18 protein-coding genes are annotated in these 21,261 nt (G+C 74.2%); 1 reads left to right on the top strand and 17 read right to left on the bottom strand.

The genetic code is table 11. The features are described 5' to 3' along the window. Window positions 1-21: 21 nt before the first annotated feature. The 3 genes from ACH436_RS10030 to ACH436_RS10020 are packed head-to-tail and all read right to left on the bottom strand — an operon-like array spanning window position 22 to window position 2,698. Window positions 22-1,062, bottom strand: coding sequence for an NAD(P)/FAD-dependent oxidoreductase (locus ACH436_RS10030; RefSeq protein ID WP_430560057.1), 1,041 nt, complete (start codon window positions 1,060-1,062; stop codon window positions 22-24). A gap of 8 nt (window positions 1,063-1,070) precedes the next feature. Next, complete coding sequence (locus ACH436_RS10025) at window positions 1,071-1,604, bottom strand: isoprenylcysteine carboxyl methyltransferase family protein (RefSeq protein WP_430560056.1); 534 nt, start codon at window positions 1,602-1,604, stop codon at window positions 1,071-1,073. Then, on the bottom strand, window positions 1,601-2,698 hold the full coding sequence (locus ACH436_RS10020; RefSeq protein WP_430560055.1) for a type III polyketide synthase: 1,098 nt from the start codon (window positions 2,696-2,698) through the stop codon (window positions 1,601-1,603). Before ACH436_RS10020 ends, ACH436_RS10025 begins: the two co-directional genes overlap by 4 nt. 70 nt (window positions 2,699-2,768) lie before the next feature. On the opposite strand from ACH436_RS10020, the gene ACH436_RS10015 reads away from it, so the two are divergent. After that, window positions 2,769-3,638 carry a UbiA family prenyltransferase gene (locus tag ACH436_RS10015; protein ID WP_430560054.1) on the top strand — a complete coding sequence of 290 codons (870 nt, stop codon included), beginning with the start codon at window positions 2,769-2,771 and terminating at the stop codon, window positions 3,636-3,638. An 18-nt stretch (window positions 3,639-3,656) separates the two neighbouring features. Here the strand turns inward: ACH436_RS10015 and ACH436_RS10010 are convergent, their stop codons facing one another. The 14 genes from ACH436_RS10010 to ACH436_RS09945 all read right to left on the bottom strand — a co-directional run bounded on the left by ACH436_RS10010 (window position 3,657) and on the right by ACH436_RS09945 (window position 21,162). Further along, window positions 3,657-4,601: a polyprenyl synthetase family protein gene (locus ACH436_RS10010; protein ID WP_430560525.1), complete on the bottom strand. Its 945-nt coding sequence runs from the start codon at window positions 4,599-4,601 to the stop codon at window positions 3,657-3,659. Window positions 4,602-4,869: 268 nt separating this feature from the next. Further along, the gene (gene nuoN, locus ACH436_RS10005) at window positions 4,870-6,618 is read right to left on the bottom strand and encodes an NADH-quinone oxidoreductase subunit NuoN (protein ID WP_430560053.1); all 1,749 of its coding nucleotides are present in this window, start codon (window positions 6,616-6,618) and stop codon (window positions 4,870-4,872) included. Continuing rightward, window positions 6,615-8,228, bottom strand: coding sequence for an NADH-quinone oxidoreductase subunit M (locus ACH436_RS10000; RefSeq protein ID WP_430560524.1), 1,614 nt, complete (start codon window positions 8,226-8,228; stop codon window positions 6,615-6,617). The genes nuoN and ACH436_RS10000 overlap by 4 nt, the downstream gene beginning before the upstream one ends. A 94-nt stretch (window positions 8,229-8,322) precedes the next feature. Then, window positions 8,323-10,251, bottom strand: coding sequence for an NADH-quinone oxidoreductase subunit L (nuoL, locus tag ACH436_RS09995; protein ID WP_430560052.1), 1,929 nt, complete (start codon window positions 10,249-10,251; stop codon window positions 8,323-8,325). Window positions 10,252-10,279: 28 nt separating this feature from the next. Continuing rightward, window positions 10,280-10,579, bottom strand: coding sequence for an NADH-quinone oxidoreductase subunit NuoK (gene nuoK / locus ACH436_RS09990; protein ID WP_430560051.1), 300 nt, complete (start codon window positions 10,577-10,579; stop codon window positions 10,280-10,282). Next, a complete protein-coding gene (locus ACH436_RS09985; RefSeq protein ID WP_430560050.1) occupies window positions 10,579-11,478 on the bottom strand; it encodes an NADH-quinone oxidoreductase subunit J in 900 nt (299 codons plus the stop codon). Before ACH436_RS09985 ends, nuoK begins: the two co-directional genes overlap by 1 nt. After that, complete coding sequence (gene nuoI, locus ACH436_RS09980) at window positions 11,475-12,254, bottom strand: NADH-quinone oxidoreductase subunit NuoI (RefSeq protein WP_430560049.1); 780 nt, start codon at window positions 12,252-12,254, stop codon at window positions 11,475-11,477. The genes ACH436_RS09985 and nuoI overlap by 4 nt, the downstream gene beginning before the upstream one ends. Beyond that, entirely contained in the window at window positions 12,251-13,588 is a 1,338-nt protein-coding gene (nuoH, locus tag ACH436_RS09975) for an NADH-quinone oxidoreductase subunit NuoH (RefSeq protein ID WP_430560048.1), read from the bottom strand. Before nuoH ends, nuoI begins: the two co-directional genes overlap by 4 nt. Further along, the gene (locus tag ACH436_RS09970; RefSeq protein WP_430560047.1) at window positions 13,585-16,242 is read right to left on the bottom strand and encodes an NADH-quinone oxidoreductase subunit G; all 2,658 of its coding nucleotides are present in this window, start codon (window positions 16,240-16,242) and stop codon (window positions 13,585-13,587) included. The genes nuoH and ACH436_RS09970 overlap by 4 nt, the downstream gene beginning before the upstream one ends. Continuing rightward, complete coding sequence (gene nuoF, locus ACH436_RS09965; RefSeq protein ID WP_430560046.1) at window positions 16,242-17,576, bottom strand: NADH-quinone oxidoreductase subunit NuoF; 1,335 nt, start codon at window positions 17,574-17,576, stop codon at window positions 16,242-16,244. The genes ACH436_RS09970 and nuoF overlap by 1 nt, the downstream gene beginning before the upstream one ends. After that, window positions 17,569-18,465, bottom strand: a complete 897-nt coding sequence (gene nuoE, locus ACH436_RS09960; protein WP_430560045.1) for an NADH-quinone oxidoreductase subunit NuoE — start codon at window positions 18,463-18,465, stop codon at window positions 17,569-17,571. Before nuoE ends, nuoF begins: the two co-directional genes overlap by 8 nt. Then, window positions 18,462-19,808: an NADH-quinone oxidoreductase subunit D gene (locus ACH436_RS09955; RefSeq protein ID WP_430560044.1), complete on the bottom strand. Its 1,347-nt coding sequence runs from the start codon at window positions 19,806-19,808 to the stop codon at window positions 18,462-18,464. Before ACH436_RS09955 ends, nuoE begins: the two co-directional genes overlap by 4 nt. Continuing rightward, on the bottom strand, window positions 19,805-20,614 hold the full coding sequence (locus ACH436_RS09950) for an NADH-quinone oxidoreductase subunit C (RefSeq protein WP_430560043.1): 810 nt from the start codon (window positions 20,612-20,614) through the stop codon (window positions 19,805-19,807). The genes ACH436_RS09955 and ACH436_RS09950 overlap by 4 nt, the downstream gene beginning before the upstream one ends. After that, on the bottom strand, window positions 20,611-21,162 hold the full coding sequence (locus ACH436_RS09945; RefSeq protein ID WP_430560042.1) for a NuoB/complex I 20 kDa subunit family protein: 552 nt from the start codon (window positions 21,160-21,162) through the stop codon (window positions 20,611-20,613). Before ACH436_RS09945 ends, ACH436_RS09950 begins: the two co-directional genes overlap by 4 nt. Window positions 21,163-21,261 lie beyond the last annotated feature (99 nt).

The following is a 21,261-nucleotide window of genomic DNA, read 5'->3' as shown; positions in this document are numbered from 1 at the left end:
CCGGGCATTCCGGTACACCGTTCAGCGCGCGAGCCGCTCCACGACCGCCCCGTACAGCCACGGCGCGCGGGCGGCCGCCGGCACCACCCCCGCGCGCAGCGGGGAGGCCGCCGCCGAGACGAGCCCCGTCGTCAGGACGCGGTAGTCGCGCGTGACGCGGGACCAGGCGCGCTCGTAGGCGGTGGGGTCGTCCAGGTGCGCGACGGCGGCGCGCGCCTGCGCGAGGCCGACCCGCAGCCCCTCCCCCGTCAGGGCGTCGACGTAGCCGGAGGCGTCGCCCACGAGGCGCACCGGCCCGGCCGTCCGGCGTCGCGTGCGGACCCGGAGGGGACCGGCCCCGCGCACGGGCCCCGCGGTCGCGCCCGCCAAGCGGTCCGCCAGGCCGGGCAGCGTCGCGAGCTCGGCGTCGAAGTCCACGCCGGGCGGCCCCAGCAGCGCGACCCCCACGAGTCCGTCGTCGACCGGGGTCACGTAGGCCTCCACCCGCGGGCCCCAGTGCACCTCGACGAGGTCGGTCCACGGCGCCACCGCGTAGTGGCGGCGCAGCCCGAACCGTCGGCCGCCGCCGCGCCGGCGCCACGGCGCCGCCGGCGCGGGGCGCTCCAGCCCCACCTCCCGCCGCACGCGCGAGTGCAGCCCGTCGCACGCCAGCAGCCACCGCGCCCGCAGGCCCGCGACGAGCACGCCCGCGCCGTCGGGTGCCACGCTCGTGACGCGGCGCGCCACGACGTCGGCGCCGGCGTCCACGGCCGCGGCGTGCAGGGCCGCGTGCAGGGTCGTGCGCCGCACGCCGCGGCCCGGCCCGGCGGCGAACCGGTGGTCGGCGACGACGTCCCCCTGCCGGTACGAGATGCCGGCCAGCGCACGCCCGGGCGGGTCGACGCCGAGGCGGTGCACGGCCGCCAGCGTGCCCGGCATCAGCCCCTCGCCGCAGGCCTTGTCGACGGGCGCGGGCCGCGGCTCGAGGACGACGACGCCGAGGCCCGCCCGGCGCGCCTCGACCGCGGCCGCCAGGCCCACCGGCCCGCCCCCGGCGACGACGACGTCCACGTCCGGGCGCACGGCGACCCTCAGCGCGCCCCGTCGCCGGCGGCGAGCCGCAGGGCGCGCTCCTCGGCCGGGACGCGGAAGCCGAGGAGCAGCCAGGCGTTGAGCACCGTGAACGCCAGCGCCGTCACCCACGCGGTGTGCACGAGGGGCAGCGCGATCCCCTCGACGACGACGGCCACGTAGTTGGGGTGCCGGAACCACCGGTAGGGCCCACGGTCCACCAGCGGCAGCCCGGGCACGACGATGACGCGGGTGTTCCACCGCGGGCCGAGGGTCGCGATGCACCACCACCGCAGGCCCTGGCCCGCGAGCACGAGCGCCAGCATCGGCCACCCCAGCCACGGCAGGAACGGCCGGTCCGCGACCACGACCTCGACGACGCACGCCACCAGCAGGGCCGTGTGCAGCGCGACCATCGCGGGGAAGTGGCCGCGCCCCGACTCCACCCCGCCCCGTGCGAACGACCAGCGCGCGTTGCGGGCCGAGACGACGAGCTCGGCGAGGCGCTCCAGGCCGGTCGCGAGCACCAGCGCGGCGTAGAGGGCGACGCTCACGCGGCCTCCCCCTCCCCCGGGTGGGCGGCCCGCCCGCGCAGGAGCACCAGCTCGACGCCCACGCCGGGACCGAAGGCCATCAGGACGGCCCACCCGCCGGGCGGGGGCGCGCCGTCGTCGAGGGTGGCGGCGAGCACGTGCAGCACCGACGACGACGACAGGTTGCCCTCCGCCGCCAGGGTCGCCCTGGTGCGCACCAGCGCCTCCTCCGGCAGGTCGAGGGCGTCGCGCACGGCGTCGACGATCTTCGGCCCGCCCGCGTGCACCACCCACGTGCCGACGTCCGCCGGCTCCAGCCCGTGCGCCGCGAGCAGGTCCTTGACGTCGCCGGCGAGGTGCGCCCGCAGCAGCTGCGGCAGCTCGGCCGACAGCACGATGCCGAACCCGGTGTCCCGCACCTCCCAGCCCAGGTGCTCCGCCGTCCCGGGGTAGAGCCGGCTGCGTGTCCCGACGACGGACAGCGAGGGCCGGCCCGCCGGCGCCGGGACGGCGTCCCCCGCGACGACGACGGCGCTCGCCCCGTCGCCGAAGAGTCCGGAGGAGACGAGGTTGGCGGTCGAGCCGTCGTCGCGCTGGAACGTGAGCGAGCACAGCTCGACCGACACGAGCAGCGCGACCTGGTCCGGGTGGCCCACCAGGTACTCGTGCAGGTGCGCCAGCCCGGCGGCTCCCCCGGCGCACCCCAGGCCGAACGACGGCATGCGGCGCACGTCGGGCCGCAGGCCGAGGTGCCCCACGAGGGCCGCGTCGAGCGACGGCGCACCGAGCCCGGTGACGGTGGTGAAGAGCACGAGGTCCACGTCCGCCGGGGTCACGCCCGCGGCCCCGAGCGCCGCCCGGCACGCGTCCTGCGCGAGCTCGGTCCCGACGCGCGCGAAGTGCGCGTTGGCCTCCGCGAAGCCCGCCAGCCCGGCGTACCCGTCCAGCGGGAGCGCCAGGTGCCGGGTGCGCACCCCGGAGCCGAGGTGCAGCCGCCGGGCCAGCTCTCGGCGCGGACCGGGCGGCGCGAGGAGCGGGGCGACGACGTCGGCGATCCGCCCTTGCGGGTGCGCCGGCCCCGGCAGGACGGGGGCGACGGCGAGGACTCGCGACATGCTCTGCATCGTGGCACCGGCGTCGTTCGCCCGCGCGGCGGGCTGCGGCGCACCGGCGTAGGTTGCGCACGTGGGCGGCGACACGACCGGGACGACGACGCCCGGGGCGCGGGTGCGCGGGATGCTGCTCGCGACCCACCCGGCACCCGCCGCGGTGGTCACCGCCCTGGCCCTCGTGTTCGCGGTGGGCGTCGGCCTGCCCGCCCCGCGCGCCCTGCTCGTCACGGCGGCCGTGGCCGCCGGGCAGCTCTCGGTGGGGTGGAGCAACGACTGGCTGGACGCGGCGCGCGACCGGCGCGTCGGGCGCACCGACAAGCCCACCGTCACCGGCGCCGTCTCGCCCGCGGCGCTGCGCTCGGCGGCCCTGGCCGCCCTCGCCGTGTGCGTCGCCCTGTCGTTCGCGACCGGGCTCGTGCCGGGCCTGCTGCACCTCGCCGCGGTCGGCGGCGCCTGGTCCTACAACGTCTGGCTCAAGGCGACGCCCCTGTCGTGGCTGCCCTACGCCGTGAGCTTCGGCCTGCTGCCCGCGTTCGTCGTAGCCGCGGCCGGCGACGGGCGCGTCGTGGCCGGCTGGACCGTCGCGGCGGCCGCGCTGCTCGGCGTCGGCGCCCACCTCGCCAACGTGCTCCCCGACCTCGAGGACGACGACGCCACCGGCGTCCGTGGGCTGCCGCACCGCCTCGGCCGGCGGGGGGCGAGCCTGCTGGCGCCCCTGGTCCTGGCGGGGGGCAGCGTGGTGATCCTCCTCGGCCCGCCGGGACTGCCCGCCGCCGCGTCCGCGGTGCTCACCAGCCTGGCGGTCGTGCTGGCCGTGCTCGCCGGGAGCGTCGGTCTCCTCCGGCCGCACAGCCGCGCGCCGTTCCTGCTCAGCCTGGCTGTCGCGGTCGTGTGCGTCGCGCAGCTCGTGCTCGCGGCGGACGCCGTGGCGCTGCCGCGCTGAGCGCCCGACGGCGCCCGGTCACGCCGTGCGGTCGGCCAGTGCCTCCGCGAGGTCGCCGAGCGCCTGCTTCACCGGGCCGTCGGGCAGCGGCGCCAGCTCGGCGGCGGCCTCGCGCGCCCAGCGGTCCGCGAGGGCGCGGGTCTCGGCCAGCACGTCGTGCGCGCGCAGCTCCGCCACGACCGCGGCGAGGGCGTCGTCGCCGTCGAGGTCGCCGTCGAGGCGGGCGACCAGCTCGGCGTCCGCCGCGGACCCCTCGCCCCGCGAGACGCGCTGGCGCAGCAGCAGCACCGGCATGGTCGGGACGTGCTCGCGCAGGTCGGTCCCGGGCGTCTTGCCGGACTCGTCGCCCGAGGACGCGATGTCGAGGACGTCGTCGGCGAGCTGGAACGCGACGCCCACCTTCTCGCCGTACGCGCCCACCGCCTCGACGACCGCCGGCTCGCAGCCGCCGAACATCGCCCCGAGACGCGCCGACGTGGCGAGCAGGGACGCCGTCTTGTCGCTGAGCACCTGCAGGTAGTGCTCCACCGGGTCGTCGTCGGCCCCGGGCCCCATCGTCTCGTGCAGCTGGCCGAGGCACATCCGCTCGAACGTGCGCGACTGCAGCACGACCGCCTCCGGGCCGAGACCCGCGACGAGCGCCGACGCGCGGGCGAACAGGAGGTCGCCCACCAGGATCGCGACCGAGTTCCCCCACACGGTGTGCGCCGCGGGAGCCCCGCGGCGCAGCGGCGCCGAGTCCATGACGTCGTCGTGGTACAGCGACGCGACCTGCGTGAGCTCCACGACGACGGCCGCGTCGACGAGCTCGGGGCGCGACCCGTCGCCCAGCTCGCCCGCGAGCAGGGTCAGCAGCGGGCGGAACCGCTTGCCGCCGGCGGCGACCAGGTGCCGCGACGCGTCGTCGGCCAGGGCGTCCGTCGAGGCCACGGCCTCGTCGAGCGCCGCGTCCACGCGCGTCATGCGCTCGGCGAGCCGGTCGGCGAGCGCCGGGTCGGACAGCGGGATCGCCGGCGGTGCCGGGGGCGACGTGGGCCCGGGCCGGGAAGCCGAGGCGGAAGGTGCGCGAGTCACTGTCCGAACCTATCCGGCCGAGCCCCCGAACACCGCACCGAGACGGCCCTCGGCCGCGTCAGGTCGGACACCCCCGCACGCGCGCCAGGGCGGCACGATGCCCCCTGGCGGGCACGACGGTGTGCCGACCCGGGGACGGACCACGCGACGGGGCCTCTCAGGGCCGGAACTGGGCTGCCTGGCCGGCGAGGTCCAGCGCGCCCGCCGGCAGGATGCCGAGCAGCAGCACGCCGACCGCGCAGACGGCGATCGCGAAGGCCGCCGGCCCGCGCGAGCCGACCACCGTCACGACCGTGCGCGAGACCAGCGTGCGCGTCGCCGCGCCGGTGACCGTGGCCGTGCCGCCGACGCCGCCCACGGGCTCGTCGTCGCCTGCCGCGGGGGCCTGCCCCCGACCCGGTCGCTCCCGGTCGGACGGCGGGGTGAGGACCATGAGCACGATGACCCGGACGTAGAAGAAGACGGAGACGGCGGACGCGAGCACGCCGAGCAGCGCGAGGGGCCACGCCCCCGCCTCGACGGCGGCCGAGAACACGCCGAACTTCGCCACGAACCCTGCGGTCAGCGGGATCCCCGCCATCGACAGGAGGAACAGCGAGAACGCCGCGGTGAGCCACGGCGCCTTGCGGCCCAGGCCCGCCCACTGCGCCAGCCGGGTGGCCTCGCCCAGCACCACGCCGTCGTCGGGGACCGGACCGGCGGCCGGGACGGCGTCGTCGTCGCCCGACACGGTGCGCTCGCGCACCAGCGTGACGACGGCGAAGGCCCCGATCGACGCCAGGCCGTAGGCGAGCAGGTAGAACAGGACCGCCCGTGAGCCCGCCTCGTCCATCCCGACGACGCCGACCAGGAGGAACCCGGCGTGCGCGATCGCCGAGTACGCGAGCAGCCGCTTGACGTCGGTCTGCACCGCCCCGACCACGGTGCCGACGAGCATCGTGAGGATGGCGACGGCCCAGAGCGCGACCTCGACGTCGTGCCGCACCTCGGCGTTCAGCCCGTTCGCCAGGGTGAACAGCACCCGCACGAGCGCACCCATAGCGGCGGCCTTGGTGCACGCCGCCATGAAGCCCGTGATCGGCGTGGGGGCGCCCTGGTACACGTCCGGGGTCCAGGCGTGCAGCGGCGCGGCACCGATCTTGAACAGCAGGCCGCTGAGCACCAGCACCAGGCCGACCACCACCAGGGCCGTCATCGAACCCAGCGGCGAGGTCGCCGGGTCCGCGAGCACCTGCACCACGCCCTGCAGCCGGACGGTCCCGGCGAAGCCGTAGACCAGCGCGATGCCGAACACGAACAGCGCCGACGCGAACGCGCCCAGCACGAAGTACTTGAACGCCGCCTCCTGGCTCAGCAGCCGCCGGCGGCGCGCCGTCGCGCACAGCACGTACAGCGGCAGCGACAGCACCTCGAGCGCGACGAACATGACGATGAGGTCGTCGGTGGCCGGGAAGAGCAGCATGCCGCCCGTGGAGAACAGCAGCAGCGGGTAGATCTCGGTCTGCTGCAGGCCGGCGCGCCGGGTCTCGTCCTCGTACGCCGTGCCCGGCACGGCCGCCGCGGCCGGCGCGAACGCGTCCTGCCCGGTGGTCGTGCGCTCCGCGACGACGAGCACGCCCAGCAGCGCGCACACGCCGATCACGGCCTGCACGCCGAGCCCGAACGGCGTCAGCAGGTACGACCCGCCGACCACGGACACGGCCCCCGCCTGCACCCGGTCCCACAGCAGCCCGACCGCCACGAGCGAGCCCGCGAGCGCCGCCAGGGTGAGCGTGAGCTGCGTCGTGCGGCGTGCCTTCGCGGGCACGAACGCCTCCAGCAGCACGCCGAGCACGCCCGCCGCGAGCACGATCAGCACGGGCGAGACGGCGGCCCAGTCGATGGACGGGGCGACGAAGTCGTTCACAGCTGGCTCCCCTCGGCGGCGGCGTCCTGCGCCGACGGCTGGATCACGGGCGGCGGATCCGTCTCGCCGACCTGCTCGACGGCGACCTCCCCGGGCGCGCGCACGTAGTCGAGCACCGGCCCGGGCACGAGGCCGAGCACGAGCAGCGCACCGACGAGCACGCCGGCCACGGTCTTCTCCCGCCCGTCGAGGTCGCGCGCGGACGCGAGCTCGGGCGTCGTCTGCCCCGTGAACATGCGCTGGTAGGTGAGCAGCACGTAGACGGCGGCGAGCACGACGGCGGGCACGGCCACGAGAACCGCGGCGGGCCAGCGGGCGAACGAGCCGAGGAAGACCATGATCTCGGAGACGAACGTCGCGAGGCCGGGCAGCGCGGCCGCGGACAGGCCCGCGACGAGGAACGTGCCGCCCAGGACCGGCGCGACCCGGCGCAGCCCGCCGTAGTCGCCGATGAGCTGGCTCTGGCGCGGGTGCCGCGCGATCGCGAACCCGGCGACGAGGAACAGCGCCCCCGTGGAGATCCCGTGGTTGAGCATCATCAGCCCGGAGCCCGCGGTGCCCAGCGAGGTGAACGTGAAGATGCCCAGGATGATGAACCCGAAGTGGGACACGGACGTGTAGCCGATGAGCCGCAGCACGTCGCTCTGGCCGATCGCGAGGATCGCGCCGTACAGGATCGAGATCACCGCGAGCACGATGACGAACGGCGCCGCCCAGCGGCTCGCCGCGGGGAACAGCGGCAGGCACAGGGTGAGCATCCCGAAGGTGCCCACCTTGTCGAGCACGCAGATCAGCAGCGTCGACGTGCCCGGCGTCGAGTGCTGCGTGACGTCGGGCAGCCACGAGTGCACGGGGAACATCGGCGCCTTGATCGCGAACGCGAGGAAGAAGGCGCAGAACATGAGCTTCTCGGCCGTCGGGTCGAGCGTCAGGCCGGTGAGGTTGTCGGTGAGGAAGGTCTGCGGGCCGCGGTCCGCGGCCGGCACCTGGAGGTAGAGCGCGATGACGCCCACCAGCATGACCAGGCCGCCGGCCAGCGAGAACAGCAGGAACTTCACCGCCGCGTACCGGCGCTGCGGCCCCTGCCCGAACCCGCCGATGAGGAAGTAGGCGGGGATCAGCATGGCCTCGAACACCACGTAGAAGAGGAACACGTCACGGGCGACGAAGACCGTCACCATGAACGCCTCGAGCAGCAGCACGGTGGCGAGGTAGCGGCGCAGCCGCACGTGGTCGCCGCCCTGCTCGCGCCAGGCCGCGAGGATCACCAGCGGCACCAGCCCCACCGACAGCGCGACGAGGAGCAGGCCCACGCCGTCGACGCCGACGGCGTAGCTGGCCCCGATCGGCGGGATCCAGGAGTACGTCTCGGTGAGCTGGTGGGTGCCCGCGTCGGCGGTGTCGAAGGCCGCGAAGGCCCCGACCAGCAGCAGCACCTCGACCAGCGCGCCGACCAGCGCGACCGTGCGGGCGGCGGCCGCCCCGAACCGGCCCCCGGTGACCGGGCCGGCGGCGGGGCGGCCCCGGCCCAAGCCCGTGAGGGCCGTCGCGGCCGCGGCCACCAGCGGCCACACGATGAGGACCGTGAGCCAGGGGAACCCTGTGGACATCGTCATGCTTCCCCGTCCTTCGTCTTCGACGTCGTGACCGGCGTCAAGCTCGGCATCACGTGCGGCGTCATCGCCATCGCTCCCGACATCCCGCTCAGCTCGCCAGGACCCAGACGACCAGCCCGACGACACCCAGGCCGCCGAGCATCGTCGCCGCGTACGACCGCACGTAGCCGTTCTGCATCCGCCGCAGCCGGGCGCCGAGGCGGCCGATGCCGCCTGCCAGGCCCAGCCAGCCGCCGTCGACCGCGGTGCGGTCCGAGTACACGAGCGCCCGGGTGAGGTACTGCCCCGGCCGCATCACCAGCGACTCGTTGACGGCGTCCTGGTACAGGTCCACCCGCGCCGCGCGCACGACGGCGGGCGCCGGCGGCGGCTCCACCGGCACCGCGGCGACGACGTACTGCCGCCAGGCCAGCAGGATGCCGAGGGCCACGAGCAGCAGCGTGAGCGTGATCAGCAGCCACACCGGCAGCACCGGCTCGTGGTGCTCCGCGTGCCCCGTGACCGGCTCCAGCCAGGTCACGAAACGGTCGCCCAGGGCCAGGAACCCGCCGAGGAAGACCGACCCCGCGGCCAGGATGATCATCGGCCACGTCATGAGGCGCGGGGACTCGTGCGGGTGCCGTACGGGGGCACCGTCCGGCCCGGACGCGTCGTCCGGACGCCACCGGCGCCGGCCCAGGAACGTCATGAAGAACAGCCGCGACATGTAGTACGCGGTGATCCCGGCGCCGAGCAGCGCCGCCGTCCCGAAGACCCACGGCCGCCAGCCCTCGCCCACGAACGCGGCCTCGATGATCTTGTCCTTGGAGAAGAAGCCGGAGAACGGCGGCACCCCGAGGATCGCCAACCAGCCCAGGCCCATCGTGATCGCCGTGACCGGCAGCAGCCGGAAGAGCCCGCCGAAGCGGCGCATGTTCACGTCGTCGTCCATCCCGTGCATCACGGACCCGGCGCCGAGGAACAGCCCCGCCTTGAAGAAGCCGTGGGTGAGCAGGTGGAAGATCGCGAACGCGTACCCGACCGGCCCCAGGCCGGCGGCGAGCATCATGTAGCCGATCTGCGACATCGTCGACGCCGCGAGCGCCTTCTTGATGTCGTCCTTGGCGGTACCGACGATCGCCCCGAACAGCAGGGTCAGCGCGCCGACGATCGCGACGACGAGCTGCGCGTCCGGCGCGGCCTCGAGGATCGGGCCGGACCGCACCAGCAGGTACACGCCGGCGGTCACCATCGTGGCCGCGTGGATGAGCGCGGACACCGGCGTCGGGCCGGCCATCGCGTCGCCGAGCCACGCCTGCAGCGGCAGCTGGGCGGACTTGCCGCACGCCGCCAGCAGCAGCATGAGGCCGATGGCCGTCATGGTGCCCTGACCGGCGGCCGTCGCCCCCTCGCCCGCCGCCGGCAGCACCGTCGCGAAGTCCACGGCGCCGAAGGTCGCGAGCAGGAGCATCATCGCGACGATGAGCCCCATGTCGCCGACGCGGTTCATGACGAACGCCTTCTTGCCCGCGACGGCGTTCTCGCGCCTGCCGTCCCAGAACCCGATGAGCAGGAACGACGCCAGGCCCACGCCCTCCCAGCCGACGAAGAGCAGCAGGTAGGAGTTCGCCAGGACCAGCAGGAGCATCGCGGCGACGAACAGGTTGAGGTACCCGAAGAACCGGCGCCGGTCGACGTCGTGGTCCATGTAGGCCACCGAGTACACGTGGATCAGCGTGCCGACGAACGTCACGAGCATCACGAACGTCATCGACAGCGGATCCACCTGGAACCCGACGTCCACGTGCAGCGGCCCGGAGTCGATCCAGGCGCCCACGGTGTGCGTGCCCACCCGCTGGTCGGCGGGGGTGCGGAGCATGTCGAGCAGCATCACCAGCCCGACGACGAACGTCGCCGCGCTGGCCAGCACGCCCAGCCAGTGCCCCCACCTGTCGGTGCGCCGACCGCCGACCAGCAGCACCAGCGCGCCGATCATCGGGATCGCTACCAGCCACGGGGCCAGGGAGAGAGTCTGCATCGTCGTCTGCGTGTCCACAGGTCGCCTCTCAGCTGTGCAGCAGGTTGACGTCGTCGACCGAGGCCGACCTACGGGAACGGAAGATCGTGACGATGATCGCGAGCCCCACCACGACCTCGGCCGCGGCGACCACCATGACGAAGAACGCGAGCACCTGGCCCGTCACGTCGCCGTGGATGCGCGCGAACGTCACGAACGCGAGGTTCGTGGCGTTGAGCATGAGCTCCACGCCCATGAACACCACGATCGCGTTGCGCCGCAGCAGCACCGTGGCCGCCCCGATCGCGAAGAGGATCGCGGCCAGCCCCAGGTAGTTGGTGATCTCCATCAGCGCACCTCCCCGTCCTCGTCGTCACGAGCCTCGTCGCGGACCTCGTCGCGCGCCGCTGACGCGCCCGTCGCGACGGGGTCGCCCGCCTGCTCGACCGTGGTGTCCGCCGCGGGGCCGACCCCGAGGAGGCGCAGGTCGTCGCGCGGGACGAGCGTCTCCTCCTCGGCGAGGACCGCCGTGGCCGACCGCTCCTGCCCGCGGATGCGCAGCACGCGCGGCACGGAGTGCGGCAGCGGCTCGCCGTCGGGGCCGAGCGCCGGCGTGTCCATCGCGTTGTTCTGCGCGTAGACGCCGGGTGCGGGGAGCGGGGTGAGCGTGCGCCCCTGCGGCAGGGCGGCCACGCGCGCCGCCGCGAGGACCCGCTGCGTGGGCCGCACGCTGAGCCGGCGGCGGTGGGTGAGCACCAGGCCGGCCAGCGCGGCGGTGACGAGCAGGACGCCGACCACCTCCATCGCGAGGACGTAGTCGCCCAGCAGCACGCGGGCCAGCGCGACGGGGTTGGTGAGCTCCTCGGTCGCCGCCAGCCCGACGGCGGGCGGGAACGTGGCCTGTGCGATGACGCCGAGCAGCACCACGACCAGGCCCAGGCCGAGCAGCACGCCGAGCCAGCGCTGGCCCTTGATGGTCTCGGTGAGCGAGTCGGCGGAGTCGACGCCCACCAGCATCAGCACGAACAGGAAGAGCATCATCACGGCGCCCGTGTAGACGACCACCTGGACGACGCCGAGGAACGGCGCCTCCTGCGCGACGTAGAAGATGGCCAGCCCGACCATCACGAACATCACGCACACCGCGGCGTGCACCGCCTTGCGGGCGAACAGCAGCCCGAGGGCGGCGAGCACCATGAGCGGCGCGAGCACCCAGAACAGCGCGGCCTCCGCGCCGGACGCGGTCACCGCCCGCCCTCCGTGAGGTCGGGGGTCGGCAGCGTGGCGACGTGGCCGCCCTCGGCCGCCTGCCGGGTGGCGACGGCGGCCTTGGTGGCGCTGCCGCGCAGCCGGTGCCGCCGCGGCGTCGGGGGCGGCGCGTCGCCGTGCACCACGCGCTCCGCGGCGTCCAGCGTCGGGTCGTCCGGACGGTGCTCGCGCACCCAGCCCGCCTGCTCCGCCGTCGGCGCGGTGACCTCGCCGCGGTAGTACTCGGTGTCCGTGGTGCCCTCGACCATCGGGTGCGGCGCGGCGAGCATCCCCTCCGCGAGCGGGGCGAGCAGGTCCTGCTTCTCGTAGATCATGCCCGCGCGGTCGGGTCCCGCGAGCTCGTAGTCGTTCGTCATCGTGAGCGCCCGGGTGGGGCACGCCTCGATGCACAGCCCGCAGAAGATGCAGCGCAGGTAGTTGATCTGGTACACGCGGCCGTACCGCTCGCCGGGTGACATGTGCCCGCCGTCGGGCAGCTCCGCGTTGTCCGCGCCCTCCACGTAGATCGCGTCCGCGGGGCACGCCCACGCGCACAGCTCGCAGCCGATGCACTTCTCCAGCCCGTCCGCGTAGCGGTTGAGCTGGTGGCGGCCGTGGTAGCGGCGCTGCGGCGCCGTCTTCTTCCGCGGGTACTGCTCGGTCACCGTGGGCCGGAACATCGACGAGAACGTCACGCCGAACCCGGCCACCGGGGCGAACAGCTCCCCGAGCGGCCCCTTGGACGGGCGCAGGGGCTCGTACGGCTTGTCGGTCATCGCGTCTCCTCGGATCGGTCGACGGCGGGGTCGGCGGCCTGCATCACGTGCCGGCGCGCGCGGGGTGACGGCGGGAGGGCCTGCCCGGGCAGCGGCGGCACGGGGAACCCGTCGGCGAAGGCGTCGAAGTCCCCTGAGGGATCTGTCGGGCGCCGCGCACCCGGTGGTGCGGCGCCGTCGTCGGCCCTCGCCTTCCGGTCGGGCCACAGCCACAGGGCGGCGACGACCACGACGGCCGCGACGACGACGCCGGTGATGAGCTGGGTGCGGGTCACGCCCGCCAGGCCGAGGTACTGGAACACGCTCAGCACCACGACCCAGACCAGCGCGACCGGGATGAGCACCTTCCAGCCGAACGACATGAACTGGTCGTAGCGCAGCCGTAGCAGCGTGCCGCGCACCCAGACGAACACGAACATGACGAGCCAGAGCTTGGCGAGGAACCACAGCACCGGCCACCAGCCGGTGTTGAACATCCCGTCGTTGATCGCCGACAGCGGCCACGGCGCCCGCCACCCGCCGAGGAACAGCGTGGTGGCGACCGCGGAGACGTTGAGCATGTTGATGTACTCCGCCAGGAAGAACCAGGCGAACTTCATCGAGCTGTACTCGGTCATGTAGCCGGAGACGAGCTCGCCCTCGGCCTCCGGCAGGTCGAACGGGAGCCGGTTGGTCTCGCCGATCATCGAGATGACGTAGACGACGAACGCGGGCAGCAGCGGCAGGAACCACCAGATGCTGGTCTGCGAGGCCACGATCTGCGACGTCGACATCGACCCGGCCATGATGAACACGCTGACCAGGGACAGCCCCATGGCGAGCTCGTACGAGATCACCTGGGCCGTGGACCGCACCGACCCGAGCAACGGGTAGGTGGACCCCGACGACCAGCCGCCCAGCACGATGCCGTAGACGCCCATCGACGCGCAGGCCAGCACGTACAGGACGGCCACCGGGAAGTCGGTGAGCTGCGCGGGCGTCGTGTAGTCGGTGAACGGGATCGTCACCTCGGGGCCGAACGGGATGACCGCGAACACCAGCAGCGCGCAGAACACGGAGATCATCGGCGCCAGCAGGTACACGACCCGGTCCGCCCGGGTGACGTTCACGTCCTCCTTGAGCAGCAGCTTCATCGCGTCCGCGAGCGACTGCAGCAGGCCGAACGGGCCGTGCCAGTTGGGGCCGGGGCGCACCTGCATGCGCGCCACGACCTTGCGCTCGAACCAGATCGCGAAGAGCACGCTGGTCAGCAGGAAGACGACGATGAGCACCGCCTTGATCAGCGACACCCACAGCCAGTCGTTGCTGAAGTCGGACGCGACGCCGGAGATCATGCGGCCCCTCCCTGTGCCTTCTGGTCGGTCGAGCCCGGGACCCCGCCCGCGGAGACCGCCTCGGGCGGACCGACGCGGACCAGGTCGCCCGGCGCGGCGCCGAGCGAGTCGTGCACGCGGCAGCCGCGCGACGCGAGCGGCAGCCACACCACGTGGTCGACCATCTCCGTGATGGCGACGGGCACCGTCACCGACCCTCGGTCGGTGGACACGGTCACCCGGTCGCCGTCGTAGACGTCGACCGCGGCCGCCGTGGCCGCGGACATCCGCGCGACGGGTCGCTTGGCCGTGCCGGCGAGGAACTGCTCGCCGTCCTGCAGGGCCCCGTCGTCGAGGAGCAGGTGCCAGCTCGCCAGGACGGCGGAGCCGGCCGGCACCTCGGGCGGCTCGACGGGCTCGGCCTGCGGGGCCGGCACGCGGTCGCCGCCCCACGCGGGCAGCGCCGCGATCGCGCGGTGCGCGTCGAGCGGGGTGGCCGCGCCGAGCGCGACGCCCGCCTGGGCGGCCAGCGCGTCGAGCACGCGGTGGTCGGGCAGCGCCGACGACTCCAGCGCCTGGCCGAACGCGCGGACGCGACCCTCCCAGTTCCAGTACGACCCGGCCCGCTCCACGGGCGGGGCGACCGGCAGCACGACGTCGGCCAGGTCGGTGACCTCCGAGCGCCGGACCTCGAGCGAGACCACGAAGCCCGCGGCACCGAGCGCCCGCCGGGCGTGCGCCGGGTCGGGCAGGTCGGCGAGCTCGACGCCGCCGACGAGCGCCCCCGCGAGCTGGCCGACGGAGAGCGCGTCAAGGATCTCGGCGACGTCACGCCCCGGGGCGGCCGGCAGCGCGTCCGCGTCGACACCCCACGCGGCCGCGACCTCGGCGCGGGCCGTCGGGTCGGTCAGCGGGCGCCCGCCCGGCAGCAGCCCGGGCAGCAGGCCCGCCTCGACGCCGCCGCGCTCCCCCGCGCGGCGCGGGATCCACGCGACGCGCGCGCCCGTGGCCTCCGCGAGCCGCAGGACCGCGCCGTAGGCGCCGGGCGCGGACGCGAGCCGCTCGCCCACGAGGACGAGCGCGCCCGGGGCCGCGAGGCCCTCCGCCACCGCGCCGAGGGTGGCACCGTCGGCGTCGGCGGGCACGAGGCCACCGGCCGCCCGGGTGGCGAGGATGCCCAGCCACTCGGCCTCGGTACCGGGGGCAGCGGGCAGCAGCTCGCCGTCGAGCCGGGCCAGTCCGCGGCTCGCGAAGGGGGCGACGGACCAGACCTTGGTGCCGTGCTTGCGCACCCCCTTGCGCAGCCGCAGGAAGGTGACCCCGGCCTCCTCCTCGGCCTCGAGACCCGCCAGCAGCACGGCCGGGGCCGCCTCGATGTCGCCGAACGTCACGCCGACGCCGGTGCCCGCCACCGCGTGGCCCAGGAACGCCGTCTCCTCCGCCGAGCCCACGCGGGCCCGCTGGTCGACGTCGTCCGTGCCGAGCACCGTGCGCGCGAAGCGCGACCAGGCGAAGGCGTCCTCGACGGTCAGCCGTCCGCCGGGGAGCACCCCGACGCCGCCCGCCGCGCGGGCGGCGGCCAGGCCCTCGGCCGCGAGCTCGAACGCCTCCACCCACGACGCGGACCGCAGCTCGCCGCGGGACACCACGACGCCGCGGGAGTCGACCACCCGGTCCCGCACCAGCGGGGTCGTGAGCCGGTCGGGAGTCGCCTGCCACGTGAACGCGAAGCGGTCCTTGTCGGTGATCCACTCCTCGTTGACCGCCGGGTCCTCCCCCGACAGCCGGCGCAGCACCACGCCGCGCCGGTGGTCGACGCGGATCGCGGAGCCGCACGAGTCGTGCTCGGAGATCCCCGGGGTCGACACGAGGTCGAAGGGCCGGGACCGGAACCGGTACGCCGCGCCGGTGAGCGCGCCCACCGGGCAGATCTGCACGGTGTTGCCGGAGAAGTACGACGCGAACGGCTGCCCGCCCGCCGTGGCGGCGGCCGACCCGAACGTCTCCTCGGCGGGCTCGCCGGGCGGGGGCGTGAAGTCCAGCACCGTCTCGTCGAACCGGCCGATCTGCTGGTGCGCGCCGCGCTCCTGCAGCGCGATGAACGCGTCGCCCGCGATCTCGTCGCTGAACCGGGTGCAGCGCTGGCACAGCACGCAGCGCTCGCGGTCCAGCAGGATCTCGGTGGACACGGCGATCGGCTTGGGGAAGGTGCGCTTGACGTCCTCGAACCGGGTCTCGGCGCGCCCGTTGGACATCGCCTGGTTCTGCAGGGGGCACTCGCCGCCCTTGTCGCACACCGGGCAGTCCAGCGGGTGGTTCATGAGCAGCAGCTCCATGACCCCGTGCTGTGCCTTGTCCGCGACCGGCGAGGTGCGCTGCGTCTTGACGACCATGCCGGGAGTGACCGTCATGGTGCACGAGGCCTGCGGCTTCGGCATGGGCCGCACGTTGCCCTCGCGGTCGGGCATCGCGACCTCGACCAGGCACTGGCGGCACGCGCCCGCGGGCTCGAGCAGCGGGTGGTCGCAGAACCGCGGGATCTGGATGCCCACCTGCTCCGCCGCGCGGATGATCAGCGTGCCCTTCGGCACGGTCACCTCGACCTCGTCGATGGTGAGCGTCACCGTCTCCACCGGGGGCGCGGCCGCGGTGGACTTGTCCGTGGTCGCCGTCATCAGTGACCTCCCGCCCCGGCGAGCGCCGGTGCCTGCTTGGGGGTGTACGGGAACAGGGCGCTGGCCCTCGGGTCGAACGGGCACCCGTGGCCGTCGATGTGCGCCTGGTACTCGTCGCGGAAGAGCTGGATGCTCGACGTGACGGGCGACGTCGCGCCGTCGCCGAGGGCGCAGAACGCGCGGCCGAGGATGTTGTCGCACAGGTCGAGCAGCAGGTCGACGTCGCGCTCCTGGCCCTGGCCCGACTCGATGCGGTGCAGCACCTGCTTGAGCCAGTAGGTGCCCTCGCGGCACGGCGTGCACTTGCCGCAGGACTCGTGCGCGTAGAAGTCGGTCCACCGGCTCACTGCCCGCACGACGCACGTCGTCTCGTCGAAGAGCTGCAGGGCGCGGGTGCCGAGCATCGACCCGGCCGCCCCGACCGACTCGTAGTCGAGCGGGGTGTCGAGGTGGTCGGCCGTGAACAGCGGCGTCGACGACCCGCCCGGGGTCCAGAACTTCAGCTCGTGCCCGGCGCGCATCCCCCCGGCGAGGTCGAGCAGCTCGCGCAGCGTGATGCCCAGCGGGGCCTCGTACTGCCCCGGCCGGGTCACGTGCCCGGACAGGGAGAACAGGCCGTGCCCCTGCGACTTCTCGGTGCCCATGCCCGCGAACCAGTCGGCGCCGCGGGCGACGATGCCCGGCACGGACGCGATGGACTCCACGTTGTTCACGACGGTGGGCCGCGCGTACAGGCCGGCGACCGCGGGGAACGGCGGCTTGAGCCGCGGCTGGCCGCGCTTGCCCTCCAGGGAGTCGAGCAGAGCCGTCTCCTCGCCGCAGATGTAGGCGCCCGCCCCGGCGTGCACCGTGACGTCCAGGTCGAAGCCGGAGCCGAGCACGTCCTTGCCGAGGAACCCGGCGTCGTAGGCCTCCTGCACCGCGGCCATGAGCCGGCGGTAGACGTGCAGCACCTCGCCGCGCACGTACACGAAGGCGTGGTGGCAGCCGATCGCGTAGCTGGTGATCGCGATGCCCTCCACCAGGTGCTGCGGGCTGGCCAGCATCAGCGGGATGTCCTTGCAGGTCCCCGGCTCGGACTCGTCGGCGTTGACGACGAGGTAGCGCGGGCCGCCGTCGGGCGGGGGCAGGAAGCCCCACTTCATGCCCGTCGGGAAGCCCGCGCCGCCGCGGCCGCGCAGCCCGGAGTCCTTGACCGCCTGCACGAGGTCGGCAGGCTCCATGGTCAGGGCCTTGCGCAGCCCGGCGTACCCGCCGGCCGCCTCGTACGCCGCAAGCTTCCACGACCGGTCGGCGTCCCACGTGTCCGTGAGCACCGGCATGAGGTCAGTCATCGCTGCCGCCCTTCTCCGGCTCGGGGTTCGCGTCGCCGCCCGACGGCGAGCGTCCGGGGTTGGTGTCCCCCGGTGCGGCGGGCGGGCGCTCGGCGCTGGACTGCGCCGTCCCGGTCTCGGGCGGCACGTCGCCCGTCGTCCCGCCCCTCGGGGTGGCCTGCTCCGTCTCCCGGGCGTCGCCGGCCGACCCGTCGCCGCCGGCCGACCCGCCGTCGACGGCGGCCGCGGCGCGCGCCAGCCGCAGGCCCGCGAGCGTCGGCTCCCCCGCGCCCACGCCCTCGTCGGCGCGCCCGTCGGTGAACCCTGCGAGCACGCGGCTCATCTGCTTGAAGCCGCACACCGACGACGCGCCGCGCGTGGGGGCCACCTGCTCGCCCGCCCGCAGGCGGTCCGCGAGGTCGGTGGCCGACTCCGGCGTCTGGTTGTCGAAGAACTCCCAGTTGACCATCACGACCGGCGCGTAGTCGCAGGCCGCGTTGCACTCGACGCGCTCGAGCGTGATCGCGCCGTCCTCGGTGGTCTCGTCGTGCCCGACGCCGAGGTGCTCGCTCAGCTCGTCGAAGATCGCGTCCCCGCCCATGACGGCGCACAGCGTGTTGGTGCACACGCCCACGGTGTAGGTGCCGTTGGGGTGCCGCTTGTACTGGGTGTAGAAGGTGGCGACGGCGCTCACCTCGGCGGGCGTCATCCCGAGCTGCTCGGCGCAGAACATGATGCCGTCGCGGCTCACGTAGCCGTCCACCGACTGCACCAGGTGCAGCATCGGCAGCAGGCCGGAGCGCGGGTCCGGGTAGCGCGCCTTGATGGCCGCGGCGTCCGCGGCCAGCGACGCGAGCGTGTCGGCGTCGTACCGCGTGGCCGAGCGGGCGCTCGTGGGTTCTGCCGTCATCGGTCGACCCCTCCCAGCACGGGGTCCAGGGACGCGACGGCGACGACGACGTCGGCCACCTGGCCGCCCTCGCACATCACCGACACGGCCTGGAGGTTGTTGAACGACGGGTCGCGGAAGTGCGCCCGGTACGGCTTGGTGCCGCCGTCGGACACGGCGTGCACGCCCAGCTCGCCGCGCGGGTGCTCCACCGTCTGCCACGCCTGCCCGGCCGGCACCCGGAAGCCCTCCGTGACGAGCTTGAAGTGGTGGATCAGGGCCTCCATCGAGGTGCCCATGATCTGGCGGATGTGGTCGAGCGAGTTGCCCTGCCCGTCGGCGCCGACCGCGAGCTGCGCCGGCCACGCGATCTTCTTGTCGGCCACCATCACCGGTGCGCCGGCGGTCCCCTCGAGCCGGGTCAGGCACTGCTCCACGATCCGCAGGGACTGGTAGCACTCCTCGATCCGCAGCACCACGCGGGAGTAGCAGTCCGCGTCGGTCGCCGTCGGGACGTCGAAGTCGTACGTCTCGTACCCGGAGTACGGGAACGCCTTGCGCACGTCGTAGGGCAGCCCCGTCGAGCGGAGCACCGGACCCGTGACGCCCAGCGCCATGCAGCCGGCGAGGTTGAGGACGCCCACGTCGGTGAGGCGCGCCTTGAAGATCGGGTTGGCGAGCATGAGGTCGCCGAGCTGGCCGAGATACATGCGCACCTTGGGCAGCGCCGCCCGCACCTGGTCCTCGAAGCCCTCGGGCACGTCCTGCGCGACCCCGCCCGGTCGCACGTACGCGTGGTTCATGCGCAGCCCGGTCACGGCCTCGAACAGCCGGAGGATCTCCTCGCGGGCGGTGAAGCCGATCGTCATCACCGTCGTCGCGCCCATCTCGTTGCCGCCCGTGCCGAGGCACACGAGGTGGGACGCCACCCGGTTGAGCTCCATCATCAGCACCCGGATGATCGACGCCCGCTCCGGCACGTCTTCCGTGATGCCGAGCAGCTTCTCCGTGGCCAGGCAGTACGCCGTCTCCTGGAAGAGCGGCGCCAGGTAGTCCATGCGGGTGCAGAACGTGGTGCCCTGCGTCCAGGTGCGGAACTCCATGTTCTTCTCGATGCCGGTGTGCAGGTAGCCGATGCCGCACCGGGCCTCGGTGACCGTCTCGCCGTCGATCTCCAGCATGAGCCGCAGCACCCCGTGCGTGGACGGGTGCTGGGGGCCCATGTTGACGACGATCCGCTCCTCGCCCACGGCCTCCCGGGCGATCTCGTCCCAGTCGCCGCCGGACGCCTCGAAGCCGGGGATGCCGGGGTCGAAGTCGTCGGTGGGCGGGCGCGTGGCGCGCGGTGCCCCAGTGGTAGTCACGAGTACTGCCTCCTCGTGTCCGGCGGCGGCACCGTGGCGCCCTTGTACTCCACGGGGATGCCGCCGAGCGGGTAGTCCTTGCGCTGCGGGTGGCCCGGCCAGTCGTCCGGCATCTCGATGCGCGCCAGGCCGGGGTGGTCGTCGAAGACGATCCCGAAGAAGTCCCAGGTCTCGCGCTCGTGCCAGTCGTTGGTCGGGTACACCGACGTGGTGGAGGGGACGTGCGGGTCGGCGTCCGGCACCGACACCTCCAGCCGCACACGACGTCCGTGCGTCACGGAGGTGAGGTGGTAGACGGCGTGCAGCTCCCGGCCCGTGTCCTCCGGGTAGTGCACGCCCGAGACGCCGAGGCTGAGCTCGAACCGCAGGTCCTGGTCGTCGCGCAGCGCCCGGCACACGGCGAGCAGGTGCTCGCGCGCCACGTGCAGCGTGAGCTCCGCGTGCGGGCTCGGCGGGTCGGTGTGCGGGTCGACGGCGACGCGCTCCACCGCGTCGTCGAACGCGACCCCCTGCTCGGCGAGCACCTCGGCGAGCACGTCGACCGCCTCGTCGAACCAGCCCCCGTACGGCCGCGTGGCGTCCCCGGGCATCGCGACCGGCTGGACGAGGCCGCCGTACCCGGACGTGTCGCCGGAGCCGCGGACGCCGAACATGCCGTGGCGCACCTCGACGACCTCGGGCCCGCGCCCGCCGCGCCCCGCCTGTGCGCTGCCCGGCACCAGCTCCCCGGAACGCGGCCCGAGGACCTCCTCGGGCTGCGGCACCGGCTTGTCCGCCGCGCCGCCCGCCGTCGTGCCGTCGCTCATCGCAGCAGCCCCTTGAGCTCGAAGGTCGGCGTGGCCTCGAGCGCCGCCGCCTCGGCGGCCGCGGCCGCCTCCCGGCGGTTCACGCCCAGCGGCGAGTCCTGGATGTGCTGGTGCAGCGCGAGGATCGCGTTGATGAGCATCTCCGGGCGCGGCGGGCACCCGGGCAGGTACACGTCGACCGGCACGACGTGGTCGACGCCCTGGACGATCGCGTAGTTGTTGAACATGCCGCCGCTGGACGCGCAGACGCCCATGGACAGCACCCACTTGGGCTCGCTCATCTGGTCGTAGACCTGCCGCACGACGGGGGCCATCTTCTGGCTCACCCGGCCCGCGACGATCATGAGGTCGGCCTGCCGCGGCGACGCCCGGAAGACCTCCATGCCGAACCGCGACAGGTCGAACCGCGACGCACCCGCCGCCATCATCTCGATGGCGCAGCACGCCAGCCCGAACGTCACCGGCCATACGGACGCCTTGCGCAGGTACCCCGCCAGGTCCTCGATCGTCGTCAGCAGAAAGCCCGACGGAGCCTCTTCCAGGCCCATGACCCCTCCCCTTCGTGAACATCGGTGCCGGATGCTCGGCGCCGATGCCGTCCGTAGTGCCGTGTCGTGCTGGGTGGTGCAGGTCGTGCTGTCGTGCGG

Origin of the sequence: Isoptericola sp. NPDC019693 (assembly GCF_044389085.1) — a bacterium.
Lineage (GTDB): Bacteria > Actinomycetota > Actinomycetes > Actinomycetales > Cellulomonadaceae > Isoptericola.
Note: the sequence above shows the minus strand (reverse complement) of the source record. Positions and strands in the feature narration are given on the sequence as shown.

Coding starts and splice junctions, on each gene's coding strand:
- nuoL (WP_430560052.1), bottom strand. CDS start 10,251: ATGCAGACTCTCTCCCTGGCCCCGTGGCTGGTAGCGATCCCGATGATC.
- ACH436_RS09970 (WP_430560047.1), bottom strand. CDS start 16,242: ATGACGGCGACCACGGACAAGTCCACCGCGGCCGCGCCCCCGGTGGAG.
- ACH436_RS10020 (WP_430560055.1), bottom strand. CDS start 2,698: ATGTCGCGAGTCCTCGCCGTCGCCCCCGTCCTGCCGGGGCCGGCGCAC.
- nuoE (WP_430560045.1), bottom strand. CDS start 18,465: ATGACGGCAGAACCCACGAGCGCCCGCTCGGCCACGCGGTACGACGCC.
- ACH436_RS10000 (WP_430560524.1), bottom strand. CDS start 8,228: ATGTCCACAGGGTTCCCCTGGCTCACGGTCCTCATCGTGTGGCCGCTG.
- nuoF (WP_430560046.1), bottom strand. CDS start 17,576: ATGACTGACCTCATGCCGGTGCTCACGGACACGTGGGACGCCGACCGG.
- ACH436_RS09945 (WP_430560042.1), bottom strand. CDS start 21,162: ATGGGCCTGGAAGAGGCTCCGTCGGGCTTTCTGCTGACGACGATCGAG.
- ACH436_RS09950 (WP_430560043.1), bottom strand. CDS start 20,614: ATGAGCGACGGCACGACGGCGGGCGGCGCGGCGGACAAGCCGGTGCCG.
- nuoI (WP_430560049.1), bottom strand. CDS start 12,254: ATGACCGACAAGCCGTACGAGCCCCTGCGCCCGTCCAAGGGGCCGCTC.
- ACH436_RS10010 (WP_430560525.1), bottom strand. CDS start 4,601: ATGACGCGCGTGGACGCGGCGCTCGACGAGGCCGTGGCCTCGACGGAC.
- nuoH (WP_430560048.1), bottom strand. CDS start 13,588: ATGATCTCCGGCGTCGCGTCCGACTTCAGCAACGACTGGCTGTGGGTG.
- nuoK (WP_430560051.1), bottom strand. CDS start 10,579: ATGGAGATCACCAACTACCTGGGGCTGGCCGCGATCCTCTTCGCGATC.